This is a genomic window from Paenibacillus stellifer (assembly GCF_000758685.1).
GTDB lineage: Bacteria > Bacillota > Bacilli > Paenibacillales > Paenibacillaceae > Paenibacillus_AQ > Paenibacillus_AQ stellifer.
The window spans coordinates 2,862,017-2,882,776 of sequence record NZ_CP009286.1; the positions used below are offsets into that span (position 1 = coordinate 2,862,017).

The window sequence follows — 20,760 nt, forward strand, 5'->3', positions numbered from 1 at the left end:
GGAACAACGGTCCGTTCGAGAAGCGTCCACACAAGTGCTCACGTTAATCCTACCTAAAAGACAGGAGGCTATCCCAAACTGCCATTTCATGGCTTTTGAGACAGCCTCTTGTGACTTTGGCCAGGACGAGCCATCCAGCCGAGGGCCGGTTACGACCCGGTATGCGCCCCTGTGCTGCCGGTATACTTAAAGACGCTGCCATACTGTCCCCGGTATACCGGCTCGCCGAAGGCTTTTCTCCAGCCTTCGAACAGCCGGGTGGCCGCGTTGCTGCGGACGATAATGTAATCCGGCTTGTCGTAAGCGGCGATATCCGGCAGAATGTCGGAGAAGCCGTACATGGACCGTTCAAAGGCGGTCCAGCCGTAAGCGCCAAGGGAAGCCTTGGTGATGAAAGGGTCCTGTCTGCCGTCGCAGAGAACGTCGCCTCCCCGGTACATGACATAACCGGATGATCCGTAAGGCGCGAGCACTCTTGGCCGTTCGGTTCCTTTCTGCTCGGAAAGAATGTAATTCATCTCATCGACCGGATAGCCCCGGACATCAACCTTGGGCGGATTGATGAAGTTCACTACGCAGTTGGCCAGAAGACCGGCGGCAAGCGCAGCTGTGATCACCCCCGGAGAGAGGCGGAGATCCACCTTTCGCATCCAGGGAAAGGCTTCGAAGAATGCGCTGGCAAAGTAAGGGATAAAGAGCCACATGAACAAATTCTGCTTGAAGTTGGACACTCCGAGATACAGAATCCCCAGCATGAGGAAGAAGCGAAACGGCTTTCTGAACAGCGAGAAAGGCAGCGTCACGGCGAAGAACAGCAGCAGAAGTGTAATGGCCGATGTGTCCCATTTGCCGAAGGAGATCGGCTGCCATTCGTTGATCAGCATGTTGAAGTTATTATGGCTGACCGTCAGAATATAGAAAAGGCTCTTGTAGCCGCCAGGATTGGCTAGCCCGATCAGCGTAACCGCCGCGAACACGAGCACCCGGCGTCTGTTCAGCCTGCCGTCGATCCAGGCTTCGAGGAACGCCATGCCCGTGAAGACGATGATGACGAGCCATACTCCTGTATGAAAGTTCGCGATACCAAGCGACAGCAAAATCATGGCGGCGGCGCTGCGCTTGGTTGGCATGAGCTGAAATCTGCGCAAATACACGAAGTACCAGACGATCATCCAAGAGGACACCATCTGCGGTCTGCCCTTGAAGTAATTGTAATAAATCCAGACCGTTATCAGCATGACGAATGGCAGAATCAGGGGATGATCTTCCCTGAAGCCGAGCTCGCGGCGCGAAACTTTGGCCAATTGCAGAAGGCCCAGGATCAGCAGAAAGAGGCAGGCTGCGGTCAGCAGATAAATACCCGGCCAGCCGAATGTGTTATACAAAGCGCCCGCAACGATCTGAAAGCCGAACTCATGCGGGATATACGGCAGCTTGTCGCCGTAGAAGGTATGTATGGCGTGGTGAAGCACGGTCTTGTGCTCCAGCATGTAACGACCGAGTTCGACATGCCAGAACGTATCCGGATCATTATAGGACGCCCATGGGAACAGAGCCACAAGGACAACCGCTACCAGAAGGGCGTAGACGGCTTTGATGCCTTTGGTTAGAGATAGACTGCGAATTGGAAATCCCCCCGATTCATTATGCAACGCTGACTTTTTTTATCATAACATCCTTTATAACTATAACTGATAAAAGCTATAAAATGATAATAATTGACCATCCTCACGGTGTATGATAGCTTCTAATGAGGATAACTAAAATGTAGACCAAGTTACTGGGAATTACTACGACGAAGATGAGGCGGGTGGATTGGGTTGGAATTTCATGTAACAAATAGTCCGTTTAGTCAGGAGCAGGCGGAGCTGCTGAACCGTCTTATTCCGACATTAACCGAAGGCCAGCGGGTATGGCTTAGCGGCTATCTGGCTGCGGCGGGCGCCGGCAGCGCCGTTTCTGCCACTCCGGCAGCCGCCCCTGCGGCCGCTGCTGTACAGGCGGCTTCCGTGCAGGCTGCTGCCGTTCCGGTGAAGGCGGCTCCCAAAGAGGTGACCGTTCTATTCGGTTCCCAGACGGATAATGCCAAGGGACTGGCGAAGAAATTTGCGAAACAGCTCGAAGAGGACGGATTTATCACAACGCTCTCTGCCATGAGCGATTATAAGACCAACAATCTGAAGAAGACCAGCAACCTGCTCATCCTGGTCAGCACGCATGGTGAAGGAGAACCGCCGGACAACGCGATCGCTTTCCATGAATTTCTGCACAGCAAGCGCGCGCCTGAACTGTCTTCATTGAATTACTCCGTGCTGGCGCTCGGCGATCTGTCTTATGAATTTTACTGCCAGACGGGCAAGGATTTCGACAAACGCCTGGAAGAGCTCGGCGCGAACCGGATCGTTCCCCGTCAGGACTGCGACGTCGATTTCGGCGAGCCAGCGGCGGAATGGATGAAGGCAGTGCTGGCGGCGCTGGGCGAATCCGCGCCGGCAGCAGAGGCTGCCGCGATTGCCGCCGTGTCCGAGCCTGCCTCGGGTCAACCGGAATATTCGCGCAGCTACCCGTTCCAGGCCGAGGTTCTGGAGAATCTGAACCTCAACGGCCGCGGCTCGGACCGTGAGACGCGCCATATCGAGCTGTCGCTGGAAGGCTCGAACCTGAGCTATGAGCCGGGCGACAGCCTCGGCGTCTTCCCGGAGAATCATCCGCAGCTTGTGGATGAGCTGATCCAGTATATGGGCTGGAAGCCTGGTGAAGAGGTGGAAGCCGGCAAGAACGGAGCGCTGCCGCTTCGCGAAGCGCTTCTGCGCTACTACGAGATCACGGTGCTGACGAAACCGCTTCTGGAGCAGATTGCCAAGCTTGCGCAGAGCAGCGGGTTGAATGAGCTGCTTGCTCCGGAGCATAAGCAGGAGCTCCGGTCTTATGTGGAGGGACGGGATCTCCTGGATCTGGTGCAGGACTACAGCCTGAAGGGTGCCCCGGCGGGCGAATTCGTCAAGGCTCTCCGCAAGATTCCGGCTCGCCTATACTCAATCGCGAGCAGCTCGAAGGCTTATCCTGACGAAGTGCATCTCACTGTCCGGACAGTGAGATACGAGAATGGAGGCAGACAGCGTTATGGCGTCTGCTCTGTACAGCTCGCGGAGCGGACCCAGCAGGGAGACAAGCTTCCGGTGTTCATCCAGAGCAACTCCAACTTCAAGCTTCCGGAGAATCCGGATACGCCGGTAATTATGATCGGACCCGGCACCGGCGTCGCTCCGTTCCGCGCCTTCCTGGGCGAACGGGAAGAGACGGAAGCCGCTGGCAAGACGTGGCTGTTCTACGGCGACCAGCATTTCTTCACCGATTTCCTGTACCAGGTCGAGTGGCAGCGCTGGCTGGAGTCAGGCGTGCTGACCCGCATGGACGTCGCCTTCTCCCGCGACACCGACAAGAAGGTGTACGTCCAGCACCGCATGCTGGAGAAAGCGCGCGAGCTGTACCAGTGGATTCAGGAAGGCGCCGCCGTCTACGTATGCGGCGACGAGAAGAGAATGGCTCATGATGTGCACAACGCGCTGGCAGCCATTCTGGAGCAGGAAGGCGGTCTGAGTCCGGAAGAAGCTTCCGAATATCTGCTTAACATGCAGCAGCAGAAACGTTATCAGCGGGACGTCTATTAAGCCGCAAGATTATCGCCGAGAGGAGTACAGCAGCAATGGGACTTTACGATAAATATCCGCCGACCGACGCTCCACACAGCGATGTGGAAGACATCAAGCGGCGAAGCAATTATTTGCGGGGCAGCCTGGAAGAGACGCTGAAGAATCCGATTACGGCTTCCATCCCCGAGGACGACAACCGCCTGATGAAGCATCACGGCAGCTATATGCAGGATGACCGCGATCTTCGCGCCGAGCGCGCGAAGTCCAAGCTCGAACCATCTTACCAGTTCATGCTCCGCGTACGCGCTGCGGGCGGCATCGTAACGCCGAACCAGTGGCTGATGATGGACCGGATATCGCATAAATACGGCAACGGCACAATCCGTCTGACGACCCGACAGTCTTTCCAACTGCACGGCGTCATCAAATGGAATTTGAAGAATACGATCAAGGAAGTTAACGATGCGCTGTTGAGCACGCTCGCCGCCTGCGGCGACGTCAACCGCAACGTCATGTGCAACCCGAATCCGTACCAGTCGGAGATTCACTCCGAAGTGTATGAATGGGCGCGCAAGGTAAGCGACCATTTAGACCCGCGTACCCGCGCCTATCATGAGATTTGGCTGGACGAGGAGAAGATCGTGGACAGCCGTGACGGCGAGGAACAGGAGCCGATCTACGGAGCGGTCTATTTGCCCCGTAAGTTCAAGATTGGCATTGCCGTACCTCCGTCCAACGACGTGGATGTGTTCTCCCAGGATCTTGGCTTCATCGCCATTGTGGAGAACGGCAAGCTTGCCGGCTTCAACGTCGCCGTTGGCGGCGGCATGGGGATGACCCACGGCGATCCGAAGACGTATCCTCAGCTATCCAAGGTAATCGGCTTCATTACGCCGGAACAGATGATTGAGGTCGCCGAGAAGACGGTCACGATTCAGCGCGACTACGGAGACCGCGCCGTGCGCAAGCATGCCCGCTTCAAGTATACGATCGACGACCGCGGCCTGGATTGGTTCAAGGGCGAACTGACCGAACGTCTGGGCTGGCAGCTTCAGGAAGCGCGTCCGTTCCAATTCGACAGTAATGGAGACCGTTACGGCTGGGTTAAAGGCAGCGACCGCAAATGGCATTTCACGCTGTTTATCCAGAACGGACGAATCAAGGACATCGAAGGCTATCCGCTCATGACGGGACTCCGTGAGATCGCGAAGATTCACACCGGCGACTTCCGCCTGACGGCCAATCAGAATCTGGTTATCGGCGGCGTCAGCAGCCAGAAGAAGAAGAAAATCGAGGCCCTGATCGAGCAGTACGGCCTCACTGACGGCCTGCATTATTCGGCGCTGCGCCGGAACTCCATGGCCTGTGTGGCGCTTCCGACCTGCGGACTGGCTATGGCCGAATCCGAGCGTTATCTGCCGAGCCTTATTGATAAGCTGGATGCCATCCTTGACTCCGCCGGCCTGCGCGAGGAAGAAATCGTCATCCGCATGACGGGCTGCCCGAACGGCTGCGCCCGGCCAGCGCTGGCCGAGCTGTCGTTCATCGGCAAGGCGCCGGGCAAGTACAATATGTACCTGGGCGGCAGCTTCAGCGGCAGCCGGCTTAACAAGCTGTACAAAGAGAACATCGGTGAAGCCGAAATCCTCGGCACGCTGGAGCCGATCTTCAACCGTTATGCGAAGGAGCGGGATGCAGGCGAGCACTTCGGCGATTTCGTCGTTCGCACGGGGTATGTGCCGGAAGTGACCGACGGCCGCAGCTTCCACGCCTAATCCGCAAGGCAGATCTTGTGCGGCGGGGATGCGTCGCGTCCAATATTTATGAAGGATTTCCCAAGGGAGATCCTTCTTTTCTATTGTTTGAGTTCATTGGAATTTGATCATTGGAATTTGATCATTGGAATTTGATCATTGGAATTTGATCATTGGAATTTGATCATTGGAATTTGATCATTGTTGGATGAAAGGAGAGGCTCTGATGGATGTTAAGATTATTACAGAGCTGAAGGAGAAGCATCTGACGCAGCTGATGGAACTGTACAGACAGTGCTGGTGGGCACAGGACCGGAATCTGGCAGATGTTAAAGTGATGCTCCGCCATTCCCGCCCTTTTGGCCTGCTGGACCCTGAGGACAATCTGATCGGCTTCACGCGCGTTCTGACCGATGGCGTCTATAAGGCGCTGCTGCTGGATGTTGTCGTAGACCGGGAGCATCGAGGATCGGGTCTTGGAAATGTCCTGATGGGAGCGGTCATGTCTGATCCAGAGATGAAAGAAATCAAGCATCTGGAATTGTACTGCACAGAAGAAATGCTGCCTTTTTATGAGCAATGGGGCTTTACAGCAGACCTTGGGAATCTTCATTTGATGAGGAGAACGCCGAGCCCTGGTGTATAATTAGGAGAGTAATATAATAGGACAGTATTATAATAGAGCAGCAAAAGGCAATGCAAGAGAGAGGAGATTGACATGATCGTTGACGGACAGACTTGCAGCAGAAACGGAATAACCTATGTAATCCGCTCCGCAAGACTGGAAGATGCTTCTGAACTATCAGCGGTCCGGCTGCTTATTGATGGCGAGACGGAGAACATGGACAGAGAGCCGGGCGAGAGCTATATCGATGCGGATGGCTTCGCCCAATTGATTCGGACGGACGCAGGCAGCAGCCGGAATTTGTTCCTGGTCGCAGAGACGGAGCGGGGGATCGCCGGCTTCTCCAGAGTACAAGGCAATGAGCTGAAGCGTTTCACCCATAAAGCGGAGTTCGGCGTCGGCGTTCTGAAGGCCTATTGGGGATACGGCATCGGGCGCCAATTACTGGAGCGGTCTCTTCAGTGGGCCGATAACATCGGCATTATGAAGATGAACTTGAATGTGCTTGAGAGCAACATCAAGGCGATCAGCCTGTACATGAAATTCGGATTTGAGACGGAAGCCGTTCTGAAGAAGGACAAGCGGCTGTCGGACGGAAGGTATTATAATACGATCATCATGAGCCGGTTCCGCCGCTAAGGTCAGAAGTTCGGTGCATTAGGAGGCAGTGGCGGTCAACGTCATTCCGCAGTAGATTCAGGTTTTGAAAGTACGGTTATAGGGTAATAAATAGCAGGTGGGAAGTGGAGCATATCAATTGTCGGCTGGAAAAACATTGAGGGCTATAGTGTAATTCCGAAAGGTAGTTGATTCACCCATGTACTATCTTAAAGGCAGAAGAAGATCTCGCAGGAGATCGATCCTTCGCCGCTGGATTTCAGGAAAATTACCCTAGCAAGAGGGTATTGGCATAAACATTCACTTCTCACCTTAACTGATAACGGGACTGCCGGCGAACGGCGGTTCCTTTTTTTATCCTACGGGCGAAAGGAGCGTTTGTGAAAATTCTCGATATAACGGAACAGGCGGCGTCCGTCGTCCCCGATATTGAGAGAAGAGTCTAGCGGAAGCAGCATGGCCGAATACGGCTCCGGAACCCAAATATAGGAATGCACATAGGAGGTCCGGATGAACCCGCATTTTTCCCAATAATGATAACGGGCTTCATGTTCAGGCGTATCTCCGGCTTCAACCTCAATCAGAATGCCTGATACCCGGTGCTCCCTGACGGCCCACTCCTCGATCATGTTCAGGAACCGTCTGCCGATGCCTTGTCCCCGCAAGTCTGTTCGAACCGCCAAATAGTCGATGATCAGCAGCTTATCCGGTCCGCCTGCGGCGAGACCCATCACCGCCATTCCGAGCGTATTCTCGCCCTGTACGAGCAGATGCAGGCTTCCGATGCCCCGGTCCAGCATTCGTTTCACAATGCCTTCCGGTTTGGCGCCGTGCGGGAATGCCTCCCTGTATACAGGCTCCGCCCGTCTCCATGCATCCTCCTTCCATTCTCCTGTTGTGAGCATCTGCATGTCCATTTGTACGCCTCCGGTATCTAAATTGAAATCTTAACCCGACATTGACCTAATGTTCCTCATAAAATATGATCTTATTATACAAGCATTTTGCATAATCCATTGAGCGATTTCAAGCCAATGCGGATACCACTACTAATTCATAGAAAAGTAAGCGTGGATGGAGGAGACATTTTTTGTACAATACTGTAATATTCGATGTGGACGGAACGCTTATTGATACGGAAAAAGCGATTATGAAGGCCCTGCAGAAGATGCTGGTCACCGATTATGGACGTGAGATGACGCGGGACGAGCTGATTTTTGTCTTTGGCATTCCGGGGTCGGTCTCCCTTCCGATGCTTGGCATCGAGGACCCGCAGCGCGCGCAGATCAGCTGGAATAAATGGATTCAAAAATATTGGGATTTAGCGAAGATCTATGACGGAATCGTTCCGCTGCTGGAGGGGATTAAGGGCAAGGGCGCGAAGGCCGGAGTCGTCACCTCGAAGAACGCACAGGAGCTGAAGGATGACTTCATTCCGTTCGGGCTGGCGGGATATATGGATTGTCTCATCTGTGCAAGCGATACGGAGAAGCATAAGCCGAATCCGGAGCCGCTGCTGAAGTTCATCGAGCGTACGGGAGCCGATCCGCAGAAATCGATCTATATCGGGGATACGGTCTACGATTACCGCTGTGCAAGAGATGCCGGTATCGATTTCGGATTGGCAGTGTGGGGATGCACCAACAAAGACGGAATCGAAGCTACCTATGAATTCAACCGCCCGGAGGATATTCTGGAGCTGGTCAGCGCAGGAGGAGCATAACATGAGCAAATTTTGGAGCAATACCACGAGAAGCATAACACCTTACGTTCCGGGAGAGCAGCCGGGCGCCAAGAAAGTCATCAAACTGAACACCAACGAGAACCCTTATCCCCCTTCGGAAAAGGTGCTGAGCGCCATGAAGGCTGCCGTGTCGGACCGCCTGAAGCTGTATCCGGACCCGGAGTGCACAGGGATTAGAGCAGCGGCTTCCGAAGTGTTCGGCCTGCCGGCTGACCACATTTTTGCCGGGAACGGCTCGGACGAAATTTTGGCCTTCTGCTTCAAGGCATTCTTCAATCCGGAGGAGCCGATTCTTTTTGCGGATATTACATACAGCTTCTACGAAGTATATGCGGGCCTGTTCGATATTCCTTATCGCAAAATCCCGCTTACAGACAGCTTCGATCTGCAGACGGAAGCTTATTTCGAACCGAACGGCGGAATCCTGATCGCCAATCCCAACGCGCCTACGTCGAAATTCACACCGCTGGAAGTGATTCGTGAAATTCTTGAACGCAATCCCGACAAGGTCGTTGTTATCGATGAAGCCTATGTCGATTTCGGCGGCGAGTCTTCCGTGAAGCTGATCCCGGATTATCCAAATCTGCTTGTCATTCAGACCTTCTCGAAGTCCAGATCCCTTGCCGGGCTCCGGCTTGGTCTTGCCATGGGCCAGCCTGATTTGATCGAAGGCCTTAACCGGATCAAGAACAGCTTCAACTCCTACACCCTGGATGCCGTAGCCCAGGCCGGAGGCGAAGCGTCGCTGCGTGACGGAGAAGCCTTCGCTGAGAATGTCGGCCGGGTTATCCGGACACGCGAAGCATCCGTCAAGCGATTGAAGGAGCTGGGCTTCGAGGTTCTGGATTCGCGCGCAAATTTCGTCTTCGCCAGCCATACCACGGTTCCGGCGTCTGACATCTTCCATGCGCTCCGTGAGCGCGACATTATCGTCCGCTACTTCTCCAAGCCCCGCATCGACAACTATCTGCGGATCAGCATCGGCACGGATGAAGAAATGGCGGCGCTCTGCGGAGCGTTGGAAGAAATTTTGGTCTGACTGGTTCCATAACGTCAGTGATATATGCTTATGCCTCGCGGGGCAGCCGGTCATGATGATGCGGCTGTCCCGCTTTCTTTTTACTCCGGGTGCTTATAGTATGTCTAGCCAGTCTAGAGTCCCGGATACATTCCGCCCGCCTGTGTAGGAGCACCCGGTGCATATCCGCTCGTCGCATACCCGCCAGGCCAACCATAGGGTTGAACCGCTGCTGGCATGGCGGCGCCGGCGGGAGCGGCGTAAGGAGAAGGATAAGGGTAAGGATAAGGAACGGGATGTACGGGCTTCGGGGCGTGATGAGGAGGCTGGCAGGCTTCGACGCAGCCTTTTGGCGGGCCGATGATAACGGTATCCTTGATTGGGGCAAGAGCGGCTCTAATCTGCTCTTCATTGAGACAATAAGTATGGGACAGAATTTCGGCTGGTGTTAACCGAAGAATATCGGAGCCGGTAATTAATTCCGGAATCGGAGCGTCAAAGATGGCGATCAGATGTGTGTTATCGCAGATAGCAACCTCATAATGCCACCATCCCTGCGGAACGCACGCCACCTGGCAGGGCATAATTGTACAGTTGATCAGCTTCTTGGTGAACGGGTTGATAAGCGATACGACGGCGCTGCCGGAAACACAGTAGACGAGCTCGGTTGCATTCTGGTGGATGTGAGGCTCCACGACATTTTGCACGCTTAAGAAAATATCAAGCATTGACGCATTGCCGAGGGTGTTCAGCTCATTGACAGAAAGCGAATTGATAAAATTCCGTTCATCCTTGATGAAGAACGGGTTCTGACGCAGATCGTAGGAAAAACGCACGTCAGGGGATGTGTAATCCATATAAGAGTTCATGGGAACGCCTGCCTTTCGGTTGTAGACTTTGAATCGCTGGGAGCATCTTATGCAGCCTGCTGGGCAGATGTACCACTTCAAGCGGGCATATTGCAGCAGCCCCTGTCATAAGATTGGGATATACAAGAGAATGATGCCGAGGTGAGGGCGGTTATTCGGGGGATTTGTCCCGGAGCCGCCTTTTTCTCTGACAGAAGACCGGAAGCCTAACGATATGGAGGGGAGGCCTTGGCAGGTGATACAGCTTGATGGCGAGAGCCTGACCCTGGAGCAGCTGGAGGCGGTTGTCCGGACCGGGGAACAGGCGGCGGCAGCTCCGAATGCGATTGAGAGGGTCGCCCGTTCGAGGGAGGTAATCGAAGATAAGGTCAAGAAGGGCACAAGAGTATACGGCGTCACGACGGGGTTCGGCAAATTCAGCGATACGCTGATCCCGCCTGAGGCTGCCCGCAAGCTGCAGCTTCATCTGCTCCGCAGCCATGCCTGCGCCGTTGGGAGGCCTCTTCCGCCTTCCACGGTTAAGGCGATGCTGCTGCTTCGGGCCAACGCCTTGGCGAAGGGCTGCTCCGGTATCACGGCCGGGACACTCAATCTGCTGCTCGATGTGCTGAACCGCGGCATCGTACCGGTTGTTCCTTCGCAGGGGTCGCTTGGAGCGAGCGGCGATCTTGCGCCGCTGGCCCATCTGGCGCTCGTCCTCGTCGGAGAGGGCGAGGCCTGGTATGGCGATCAGCGGCTGCCGGGCGGCGAAGCACTGCGGCGGGCGGGGCTCAAGCCGGCTGTGCTGGAGGCCAAGGAAGGGCTGGCGCTGATCAACGGCACACAGGCGATGACGGCCATCGGCTCGTTGGCCGTTCTGGAAGCCGAGTCGCTGGCGGGACTCGCGGACGGCATCGCGGCGCTGACCTTTGAGGCGCTGCGGGGAATCCCGGCGGCCTTCACGCCGGATTCCCATCTGGCGCGGCCCTATCCGGAGCAGCGCCTGGTGGCTGAAAGGCTGCTCGCGCTGCTGCACGGCAGCTTCCTGACGACGGCGCCGGGGGAGCTTCGCACACAGGACGCCTATTCCCTGCGGTGCATCCCGCAGGTGCATGGCGCTGTGCGCCAGGTGCTCGGCTACGTGAGAGAGAAGCTGCGGATCGAGATCAATTCTGCCACCGATAACCCGCTCGTGTTCGCCGAGACGGGAGACATCGTGTCGGGCGGCAATTTTCACGGCCAGCCGATCGCCTTCGCCATGGATTTCCTTGGGATCGGCATGGCGGAGCTGGCCGGCATTTCGGAGCGGCGGACCGAGCGTCTCGTCAATCCGCTGCTGAACGATCTGCCGGCATTCCTGAGTCCGGACCCCGGGCTGCAGTCCGGCATGATGATTCTTCAATACACGGCGGCTTCGCTCGTGTCCGAGAACAAGACGCTTGCCCACCCGGCAAGCGTGGATTCCATTCCGTCCTCCGGCAACCAGGAGGACCATGTCAGCATGGGGACGACAGCCGCCCGCCATGCGGCGAAGATCGTCGGGAACGCCTATAAAGTTCTGGCGATCGAAGCCATCTGCGCGGCGCAGGCCGCCGAAATCCGCGGCGCGGATAAGCTTGCTCCTGCGACCCGCCGCCTGCTGGCGGCGATCCGGGCTGTCGTTCCGCCGCTCACGGAGGACCGGGTGATGAGCGGCGATATCGAGCGGCTGGCCAGAGCCATGAAGTCGCGCGGCTGGGTCGCCGAGAGCGGCATAGGCATAGGCATAAGCCCTAGCCCGCCAACGAAAGGAGTGTAAGATGATGCCGGAACAGAAGCGGGTGATCCGAGCTCCGAGGGGAAGCTCGATGTGTACGAAGGGATGGGTGCAGGAAGCCGCGCTGCGCATGCTGATGAATAATCTCGATCCGGAGGTCGCCGAGCGTCCGGAGGAGCTTGTCGTGTATGGTGGCACCGGTCGCGCCGCGCGGAACTGGGAAGCGTATGATCGGATCATTTCGGCGCTCAAGGAGCTGGAGGATGATGAAACGCTGTTGATCCAGTCGGGCAAGCCGGTTGCCGTATTCCGCACGACCACAGATGCGCCGAGGGTGCTGCTGGCTAATTCCAATCTCGTACCGGCCTGGGCGAACTGGGAGACCTTTCATGAACTGGATCGCAAAGGTCTGATGATGTACGGCCAGATGACGGCTGGAAGCTGGATCTACATCGGAACGCAGGGAATCCTTCAAGGAACCTTCGAGACGTTCGCAGAGGCGGGGCGCCGGCATTTCGGCGGCTCTTTGAATGGGCGGCTGGTCGTTACCGCCGGAATGGGCGGCATGGGTGGCGCCCAGCCGCTCGCTGTGACAATGAACGGTGGCGTGGTGATCGCCGTCGATGTCGACCCGGAGCGAATCCGGAAGCGGCTCGCCACCCGGTACTGCGAGGTGTTTGCAAGCGATCTGGACGACGCCTTGAAACTCGCCGCAGAGGCGAAGAAGGAGGGCCGCCCGCTTTCGATCGGCCTTGCGGGCAACGCTGCCGACGTACTGCCGGAGATGATCCGGCGCGGCTGCATTCCCGACCTGGTGACCGACCAGACCTCGGCCCATGACCCTCTGAACGGCTATGTTCCTGCAGGAATGACGCTGGTTGAGGCGGCATCGCTGAGAAGCCGTGATCCCGTTGAATATGTCAGGCTATCCAAATTGACCATGGCTGTGCATATGCAGGCGATTCTCGATATGAAAAAGCTTGGAGCGGTAGCCTTTGACTACGGCAACAACCTGCGGCAGATCGCGCTTGAGACGGGAGTCAAGGATGCTTTTTCTGTCCCCGGCTTTGTTCCGGAATACATTCGTCCCCAGTTCTGCGAAGGCAAAGGGCCGTTCCGCTGGACCGCCCTCTCCGGTGATCCGGAGGATATCCTGCGGACGGATCAGGCGATTCTCCGCGAGTTCGGTGATAATGAACGGCTGTGCCGGTGGATTCGGCTTGCGGGCGAGAAAGTGGTGTTTCAGGGGCTGCCATCACGTATTTGCTGGCTCGGCTATGGCGAGCGGGCCCGGTTCGGCCAGATCATCAACAAGATGGTTGCTGCGGGTGAGCTTAAAGCTCCAATTGTGATTGGCCGTGATCATCTGGACGCCGGATCGGTGGCCTCTCCCAACCGGGAGACGGAGAATATGCGAGACGGCAGCGACGCTGTGGCGGATTGGCCGCTCCTGAACGCGCTGCTCAATACGGCGGCAGGAGCAAGCTGGGTATCGCTGCATCATGGGGGAGGCGTCGGCATGGGCTACTCCATCCATGCGGGAATGGTCGTTGTGGCGGACGGAACGGAGGAAGCGGCCAGGCGGCTCATGCGTGTGCTGACGACCGATCCGGGCATGGGCGTGGTCCGGCATGCCGACGCCGGATACGAGGAGGCCGTGCGGACAGCGGCCGAGAAAGGCTTGAAGATTCCGGGACTCACTTCATAAGGAGAGGAAGGAGGGAGCAAATTGGCGAAGCTGACCTATATTAAGCAAGCCTCACAACTGCTGTGTATGGACGGCGGGCGCGGGCCCAGAAAGGGCAGAGAGATGTCGCGGCTTGGCGTTATCGCGGACGGGAGCGTCATTATTGAGGACGGCGTAATTGCCTTCTGCGGCTCCGATACGCTGGCGGAGCTGTTCATGGGCTCTATTTCGAAAGAGGCTCTGGAGAAGGTAGAGGTCATCGACGCCCGAGGCATGGTCGCCGCGCCCGGGCTGATTGATTCCCACACTCATGCCGTCTATGCGGGAAGCCGGGAGAACGAGCTCGAAATGAGGCTGCACGGCGCCAAGTATCTCGATATTTTGAAACAGGGCGGCGGGATTCTGAGTACGGCGCGCCAGACGAGAGCGGCCGCCGAAGAGGCTCTGGTCACGGAGGCCAAATCGCGTCTCGACCGCTACCTGCTGCACGGCGTAACCACGGTCGAGGTGAAGAGCGGTTACGGCCTGACCGTGGAAGACGAGCTTAAGCAGCTTCGGGCCATCCGGAGCCTGGACCGGAATCACCATGTCGATGTGATCTCCACCTTCATGGGCGCACATGCCATTCCTCCGGAATATGCTGGACGTCCGGATGATTACGTCAAGCTGGTCATCGAGGAAATGCTGCCGACGGTCGCTAGTTTGGGACTGGCCGAATTCTGCGACGTATTTTGCGAACAGGGAGTATTCGATATCTCTCAGACCGCCCGAATCCAGGAAGCCGCGACAGCCCTTGGCCTGAAGCTGAAGCTCCACGCGGATGAGATTGCGGAGGGCTTCGGCGGGGCAGAGCTGGCCGCCGCGCTGCGGTCCGTATCGGCTGATCACCTGCTCAAGGTGTCGCACACCGGGATTGAAGCGTTGGCTAGCAGCGGAACGATTGCCGTCCTGCTGCCCGGAACGGCCCTCTTCCTGATGGAGACGCCCGCTCCAGCCCGGGCGCTGATCGAGGCGGGGGTTCCGGTCGCGCTGGCAACCGACTGCAACCCGGGAACTTCCCCGACCTGCTCGCTGCCGTTCGTCATGAACGCCGCCTGTCTCACCATGAGGATGACACCTGCGGAGGTGTTAACCGCGTGCACGATTAATGCGGCATATGCCGTTGGAAGAGCCTCTTCCATCGGGAGTCTCGAAGCGGGGAAGAAGGGTGATGTCGTCTTGTTCAAGGCGGACAACTACAAGCAGCTCCAGTATTACTACGGAATGAATCTGGTGGACACCGTGATCAAGAACGGAGAGGTTGTCGTCAAAGGAGGAATGCTCGTTGGATAGCGGCAAGCTGCATCTGAATGGTTCACGGCTTGAGTCCTCGATCCGCGAGCTTGGAGAGATCGGACGAGAAACAGGCGGGGGGCTGTACCGTACGGCGTTCTCCCAAGCCGATCTGAAGGGAAGAGAGTGGCTGAAGACCGTTCTTCATGCCGAAGGAATCAGCATTCGGACCGATGAGGCGGCGAATATTTGGGGCAGCATTCCGGGAAGCATTCCGAAACTCCCTCCGCTTGTCTGCGGCTCCCATCTGGATACAGTACCAAATGGCGGCAAGTTCGACGGCGCGCTCGGCGTGCTTCTGGCGCTGGAAGTGCTGCGAACGCTGAAGGATGCCGGGCATCAGACCCGGCATCCCCTTGTGCTGGTCTCCTTCAGCGCGGAGGAGCCCAATGCCTACGGCTTCTCGACGTTCGGCAGCAGGGCGGCATCCGGCAAGCTGTCATCCCGCCAAATCAGGGATGCCCGCAGCAATGAAGGCAGGCTGCTAAGCGAAGCGCTTGAAGAAGCGGGTGGCGATCCCGGGAATCTGGAGCGCGCGGTTATTCCGCCAGGCGCGCTGGCTGCCTATCTTGAGGTGCACATCGAGCAGGGCAAGCGGCTGCTCAGGCAGCGCATACCGCTAGGTATTGTCAGCTCGATCACAGGCATCTACCGGGAGCAAATTCGCCTTACAGGGGAGGCCAACCATGCCGGGACAACGCTGATGAGCGACCGGCGGGATGCGCTGGCAGCCGCCGCCGAAATTATACTGGCCGCCGAAGAGATTTGCCGTCTTGCCCCCGCTCCCGAAGTGGTCGGAACCGTAGGCATGATCGGCGTTACGCCCGGAGCAGCCAACATTATTCCGGGTGAAGCGCTGCTGACAGCCGAGTTCCGGGCCGCAACTGAAGCCCAGATGGAGCATCTGCTGGCGGCGTGGGACGAGGCGCTCCGCCGCGCAGCCGAAACGCGAGAGGTTAAGATTACGAGAACGCCGATCTTGAACCAGTCTCCCGTACCTATGGACCGGGGGATCATGATGATTGCGGAACGGCAGGCGGAGCGGCTGCAAGTCCCGGCAATGACCTTGGCCAGCATGGCGGGGCATGATGCCGCGCATATGGCGTCGGTCACCCGCAGCGGCATGCTGTTCGTTCCGAGCATAGGCGGCAAGAGCCACTGCCCCGATGAGGAAAGCCGGATGGCAGATATTTTATGTGCCGGAAATGTGCTGCTGCATACGCTGCTTGTGCTGGACCAGTCATTGGACCAGTCGCTGGATGGGAGGGATGAGGCCCATGAAGGCGCTGTATAAGGCGGATCTTGTCTATAGCGGAGGGAAATTCCAGCCGGACTTTGCTGTCTGCACGGAGGAAGGCTTGATTATTGAAGCCGGAGCGCGGCTTGCGCTTGAAGCCAAATATCCGAATGCGACGGTCTATAATTGGAACGGAAAAGCCCTGCTTCCGGGTACGGTCAATGCCCACAACCATTCCTTTCAGAGTCTGCTGCGCGGCATCGCCGTCGATCAGCCTTTTCTGGAGTGGAGAGACCGTGCGCTTTACAGGTATACGCCTTTTCTCGACGAAGAAGCAATCTATACCGGCGCACTGTTCGCGTTCGCCGAAATGCTGAAATACGGCGTGACGACGGTCTGCGACTTCTTCTATGTCCATAACGGAGGAACAGCCTGCGATGAAGCCGTCATCCGCGCGGCGGAGGATCTCGGAATCCGGCTTGTCCTGGCACGAACGTTATACGACTGGAGCGGCGCACCCGCCGCATACCGGGAGACGGTGGAAGAAGCGGTCTCCCGGACCCGTCTCCTCGCCGCCAAATATCAGGGGAATCAGATGGTATCCATTCATCCGGCCCCCCACAGCCCCCATGCGGCGTCGCCGGAGATGATCAAAGCCGGTTCCCGGCTTGCGGAGGAGCTGGATACTCCGTTTCATATCCATGTGGCTGAGGAGCGTTTCGAAGTGGAAGAGACGCTGGCGAAGTACGGCCTGAGAACCGTCCCTTATCTGAACCGGCTCGGCGTCGCCTTTGGCCGGATGATCGCGGTCCACCTGGTCTGGCTTGAGCCTGATGAAATTGCGCTGCTCGGGGCCAAAGGGGCGGGACTTGCCTATTGTCCGTCAAGCAATATGTTTCTCGCGGACGGTGTCACGGATATTCCCGGCCTGCTGAAAGCAGGTGTCCGTGTCTCGCTGGGGACGGATGGAGCCTGCAGCAATAACCGGATCAGCGTCTTCGAGGAAATGCGCATGTGCTCGCTGCTGCAAAAAGTGAACCGGCTTGACGGAACCTGCATCCGGGCGGAACAGGTATTTCATATGGGAACAAGAGCCGGCGGTGAACTGCTGAGACTGCCTGTAGGCGAAATTGCAGCGGGGATGGCGGCCGATTTCTTGTCGGTCGATCTCGGGGATCTGTCGCTTCTTCCGGGCGGAGCTGTTCTGCCTCAAGTTGTCTATTCCATGCAGCCGACGGCGATCCGGGACGTTGTGGTCGGCGGCCGAACGATTGTCCAGGATGGCAGGCTTCAGACTGTGCGGGAAAGTGAAATCGCCCGCCGGGTGAACGAACTGTGCGGCGATCTGAGCCGGAGAGCATCTTCGGGCTAACTCCGAGATGTTCGAGGCCTTGCATTCAGGCTATCCTATCGGACTTTTGAGAGGGAAGGCAGAATCAGCCATAACCTTTTTCATATTTTTTTAAGATAAGCGGCGTATACTGAATCTTTAGTCCAAATTACTTGGGAGAGGATTCATATGCGTCGTTTTTTACCCGGCAGACGGCTTGGAATTATGATACTGATCTGTCTCGTCGGAGGGCTGCTGCTGAATTTCATCATGCAGACCGCCTCCTTCGATCTGAATGTTGTTCGGGTTCTGAACTGGATTACGAACTATCCGCTGCTCTACATTTCGGGGAGTCTGTTCTTCTTCTTTATCCTTCTTGCCTTTGCTTCGATATTGCCGAATATGTATGCGGGGCCGCTGATCGCCTTCATCCTCATATTTGTGCTGGGCGTCGCCGATTACAAAAAGCTGGCCACTACCGGAGAGCCGCTGTTTCCCTGGGATCTGATGCTGCTGAAGAACGCGGGTGAGATGGCCAAGATTACGAAAGGAATGATTTCTCCGCTGATGATCATCGCAGCAATTGCGGTGGTGGCCGCCCTCGTCTATGTTCTGCGCAAGCTGCCAAGGGTTAAGGCGGGTTTAGTCGTCAGGGGGGTTATGACCGTATCGTCTGTCGCTGTGATCGCGGGATTTATGGCGATGGTCGGGGGCCATTCCACACTTGCAACTTCGATGAACTATCAGAATATTTACTGGAACCAGAAAGTTAATTATACACAGAACGGCTTTCTGTATGCTTTTACGGGCAATCTGAGACAGAATCTGATGGAGAAGCCTGAAGGATACAGCCGTGAGGCAATCGTGGCTATTGCGAAAAAATACGGCAATGTCAGCTCAGCTGCAGGCGGGGCTGCAGTTTCAGAGACTCCCAACATCATGTTCATGATGGACGAAGCGTTCTTTGACCCGACCCGGCTTAAGGCGTTTACGTTCAGCGAGGACCCGCTTGCATTCATCCATGCGGAAGAGACGAAGACACCGACAGGCTTTCTGCTGTCTCCCGAATTCGGCGGCAATACCGCTAACGTAGAGTTCGAGGCGCTGACCGGGCTGTCCATGTATTTTCTGAATGACGGATCGATTCCCTATCAGCAGCGCATTGTCAAAATGTCCTCGATGCCATCCGTCGTCAGCATTCTGAAGGACCGGGGTTACCGGGCGCTTGCGCTTCATCCGTTCGATGATACTTTCTACAACCGCAATAAGGTTTATCCCGTACTTGGCTTTGACCAATTCACCAGTGAAAAAGATTTGTCCGATGCCGAGCGGATGACGCCGAACGGATACATTTCCGATATGGCCGCCGTCAAAGAGGCGGTGAAGGAGCTGAAGAACAGCGACCAGCCTACCTTCCTGCATCTTGTGACTATGCAGAACCATTTTCCGTTCACCAAAGGACTGAACGGTCCGACTACCGTCACCGTGGACGGAGTTGCGGCGGAGCGGAAGGATGAGCTGGAGACTTATGTGCAGGATACGAAGCTGACCGATCAGGCGCTCGCCTACCTGGCGGAGCAACTTAAGACCATCGAGCGTCCCACCATCGTCGTATTCTGGGGCGATCATCTGCCAGCCTTGTCCTCCGATATTTACACTCAGGCTGGCTGGGACAAGAGTCCGAGAGAGAAGCATGAGACGAAGCTTGTCTATCTGGCCAACTTCGATATCGGCAAGGACCCGGTCGGCACGATGAGCCCGGCCTTTATCGGTCCGGAGGTGTTCCGCATGACCGGGCAGGAGATGCCCGTCTATTACAAGCTGCTGAATGAAGTCCGCCAGCAGTTGCCGGGACTCAGCAAGAATGTGCTGACCGGCGCCTCGGATGACGTCTTGACCGGCCTTAGTGCATCGCAGCAGGAACTGCTGAACGATTACCGGCTGGTCGAATACGATATGCTGGAAGGCGATGATTACGCCAGGGATTTGTTGTTCTAAGCAGAAGGACAAAACTTGACTAAATCATACTCGTTCAAGTATTGATAGTTGAAGTTCTCTCATAAGGCTGTCCGCCAGTTGGCGGGCGGCCTTTTTTGCGTCATCGTAAAGTCTCGATCAGTGGGGTTCCACTCCAGAATACCTGACAATTGTCATCCCCATGTCATGACAAACATGAATTCAGGAAAAATCCCGGAGAAGACCGGACTGGATGTCGCGAAAAGCTTCATGCCCGCTGTTCTCGCTGCCGGGAAGGAAATTGCGGCCAATCTCTTTCTCTCCTACGGAACCGTTCGCAATTATGTGAAGCTGGAAGCCAAGAACCGGATTGAAGCGATCGGCATCGCGGAGAAAATGGGCTGGCTGGAGTAAGTGCGGCTGGAGTAAATGGAGCATGGCGATTTCTTAGAGCGTCTGGCCGCTGTCCGCTGTAATGATCTGGCCCGTCATCGCTTCCTGCTCCAGTGCGGCGCAGATGAGCTGGGCGATATCCTCGGGAGCCGAGATCCGCTCCAGCAGCTGCTGCGGTGCCAGCCTGTTCATCTGCTCCTCCCGGCCGGACCACCATCTGGTCGCCACGGCGCCGGGCACGATGCAGTTGACGCGTACTTTCGGAGCCATCGCCCGGGCCAGCGATTTGGTCAGCCCGTGCACCGCGGCTTTTGAAACAGCATAAGGCAAGGAAGAACCAAGCCCCGTCGTTCCCGCGATGCTGCCTACGTTGACGATTGCGCCGCCGTTTGCCTTCAGGTGAGGCGCAGCAGCTCTAGCGCAGAAGAACATGCCTTTGACATTGACGTCCAGCAGCTTGTCCCAGATTTCCCCGGTCGCCGCCTCCAGATCATCCATCGGAATATGCCGGGTAATTCCCGCGTTGTTCACCAGCGCATGCAAGGTTCCGAAGCTGCGGACAACCGCATCCGTCATGCCTCGCACCTCCTCATCCAGCGACACATCACCTTTGAACGTCTCAGCCGTTCCTCCGGCAGACCGAATCATCGCTGCCGTCTCCAGCGCTTCAGCTTCCGATCTGGAATAATTAATCGCAACCGACGCTCCGCGCCGGGCAAGCTCAAGCGATACCGCTCTGCCGATGCCCGTTCCTCCGCCCGTAACCAGAACAGTCCGTCCCCGTAACTCCATTTCTCATCTCTCCTTTA

The 20,760-nt window shown here is 56.7% G+C and carries 16 protein-coding genes and 1 pseudogene; 13 read left to right on the forward strand and 4 right to left on the reverse strand.

Features of this window, described 5'->3' with window-relative positions:
• Positions 1–149: 149 nt before the first annotated feature.
• A complete protein-coding gene (locus PSTEL_RS13120) occupies positions 150–1,652 on the reverse strand; it encodes a hypothetical protein (protein WP_038695915.1) in 1,503 nt (500 codons plus the stop codon).
• 168 nt (positions 1,653–1,820) lie between these two features.
• Here PSTEL_RS13120 and PSTEL_RS13125 point away from each other — a divergent pair, with 168 nt between their 5' ends.
• The 4 genes from PSTEL_RS13125 (at position 1,821) to PSTEL_RS13140 (ending at position 6,671) form a co-directional block, all read left to right on the forward strand.
• Positions 1,821–3,671, forward strand: coding sequence for an assimilatory sulfite reductase (NADPH) flavoprotein subunit (locus PSTEL_RS13125; RefSeq protein ID WP_038695917.1), 1,851 nt, complete (start codon positions 1,821–1,823; stop codon positions 3,669–3,671).
• A 35-nt stretch (positions 3,672–3,706) separates the two neighbouring features.
• Positions 3,707–5,428, forward strand: coding sequence for an assimilatory sulfite reductase (NADPH) hemoprotein subunit (gene cysI / locus PSTEL_RS13130; RefSeq protein WP_038695919.1), 1,722 nt, complete (start codon positions 3,707–3,709; stop codon positions 5,426–5,428).
• A gap of 205 nt (positions 5,429–5,633) precedes the next feature.
• A complete protein-coding gene (locus tag PSTEL_RS13135; protein WP_038695921.1) occupies positions 5,634–6,053 on the forward strand; it encodes a GNAT family N-acetyltransferase in 420 nt (139 codons plus the stop codon).
• A 72-nt stretch (positions 6,054–6,125) separates the two neighbouring features.
• Positions 6,126–6,671, forward strand: a complete 546-nt coding sequence (locus PSTEL_RS13140; protein WP_038695922.1) for a GNAT family N-acetyltransferase — start codon at positions 6,126–6,128, stop codon at positions 6,669–6,671.
• A 338-nt stretch (positions 6,672–7,009) separates the two neighbouring features.
• Here PSTEL_RS13140 and PSTEL_RS13145 read toward each other — a convergent pair whose 3' ends face one another.
• Positions 7,010–7,567: a GNAT family N-acetyltransferase gene (locus PSTEL_RS13145; protein WP_245624944.1), complete on the reverse strand. Its 558-nt coding sequence runs from the start codon at positions 7,565–7,567 to the stop codon at positions 7,010–7,012.
• Between the two features lie 173 nt (positions 7,568–7,740).
• Here PSTEL_RS13145 and PSTEL_RS13150 point away from each other — a divergent pair, with 173 nt between their 5' ends.
• Positions 7,741–8,373, forward strand: coding sequence for an HAD family hydrolase (locus tag PSTEL_RS13150; protein ID WP_038695924.1), 633 nt, complete (start codon positions 7,741–7,743; stop codon positions 8,371–8,373).
• 1 nt (position 8,374) lies between these two features.
• Positions 8,375–9,433: a histidinol-phosphate transaminase gene (hisC, locus tag PSTEL_RS13155; RefSeq protein ID WP_038695926.1), complete on the forward strand. Its 1,059-nt coding sequence runs from the start codon at positions 8,375–8,377 to the stop codon at positions 9,431–9,433.
• Positions 9,434–9,546: 113 nt separating this feature from the next.
• On the opposite strand, the gene PSTEL_RS13160 is transcribed toward hisC, so the two are convergent.
• A complete protein-coding gene (locus PSTEL_RS13160; RefSeq protein WP_245624945.1) occupies positions 9,547–10,269 on the reverse strand; it encodes a cupin domain-containing protein in 723 nt (240 codons plus the stop codon).
• A gap of 247 nt (positions 10,270–10,516) precedes the next feature.
• On the opposite strand from PSTEL_RS13160, the gene hutH reads away from it, so the two are divergent.
• From hutH to PSTEL_RS26970, 7 genes and pseudogenes are all read left to right on the forward strand, one after another.
• Positions 10,517–12,058, forward strand: a complete 1,542-nt coding sequence (gene hutH / locus PSTEL_RS13165) for a histidine ammonia-lyase (protein ID WP_245624946.1) — start codon at positions 10,517–10,519, stop codon at positions 12,056–12,058.
• A 4-nt stretch (positions 12,059–12,062) separates the two neighbouring features.
• Entirely contained in the window at positions 12,063–13,724 is a 1,662-nt protein-coding gene (gene hutU, locus PSTEL_RS13170) for a urocanate hydratase (RefSeq protein WP_038700852.1), read from the forward strand.
• Between the two features lie 66 nt (positions 13,725–13,790).
• A complete protein-coding gene (gene hutI / locus PSTEL_RS13175) occupies positions 13,791–15,035 on the forward strand; it encodes an imidazolonepropionase (protein WP_052099226.1) in 1,245 nt (414 codons plus the stop codon).
• Entirely contained in the window at positions 15,028–16,329 is a 1,302-nt protein-coding gene (locus tag PSTEL_RS13180; RefSeq protein ID WP_052098436.1) for a Zn-dependent hydrolase, read from the forward strand. The genes hutI and PSTEL_RS13180 overlap by 8 nt, the downstream gene beginning before the upstream one ends.
• Positions 16,313–17,644 carry an amidohydrolase family protein gene (locus PSTEL_RS13185; protein ID WP_038695930.1) on the forward strand — a complete coding sequence of 444 codons (1,332 nt, stop codon included), beginning with the start codon at positions 16,313–16,315 and terminating at the stop codon, positions 17,642–17,644. Before PSTEL_RS13180 ends, PSTEL_RS13185 begins: the two co-directional genes overlap by 17 nt.
• 147 nt (positions 17,645–17,791) lie before the next feature.
• Positions 17,792–19,600, forward strand: coding sequence for an LTA synthase family protein (locus tag PSTEL_RS13190; protein WP_038695932.1), 1,809 nt, complete (start codon positions 17,792–17,794; stop codon positions 19,598–19,600).
• 255 nt (positions 19,601–19,855) lie between these two features.
• A pseudogene (locus PSTEL_RS26970) lies at positions 19,856–19,972 on the forward strand (DNA-binding response regulator); the annotation flags it as partial.
• Positions 19,973–20,005: 33 nt separating this feature from the next.
• Here the strand turns inward: PSTEL_RS26970 and PSTEL_RS13200 are convergent.
• Positions 20,006–20,743, reverse strand: coding sequence for an SDR family NAD(P)-dependent oxidoreductase (locus PSTEL_RS13200; RefSeq protein WP_038695936.1), 738 nt, complete (start codon positions 20,741–20,743; stop codon positions 20,006–20,008).
• Positions 20,744–20,760: the final 17 nt, after the last annotated feature.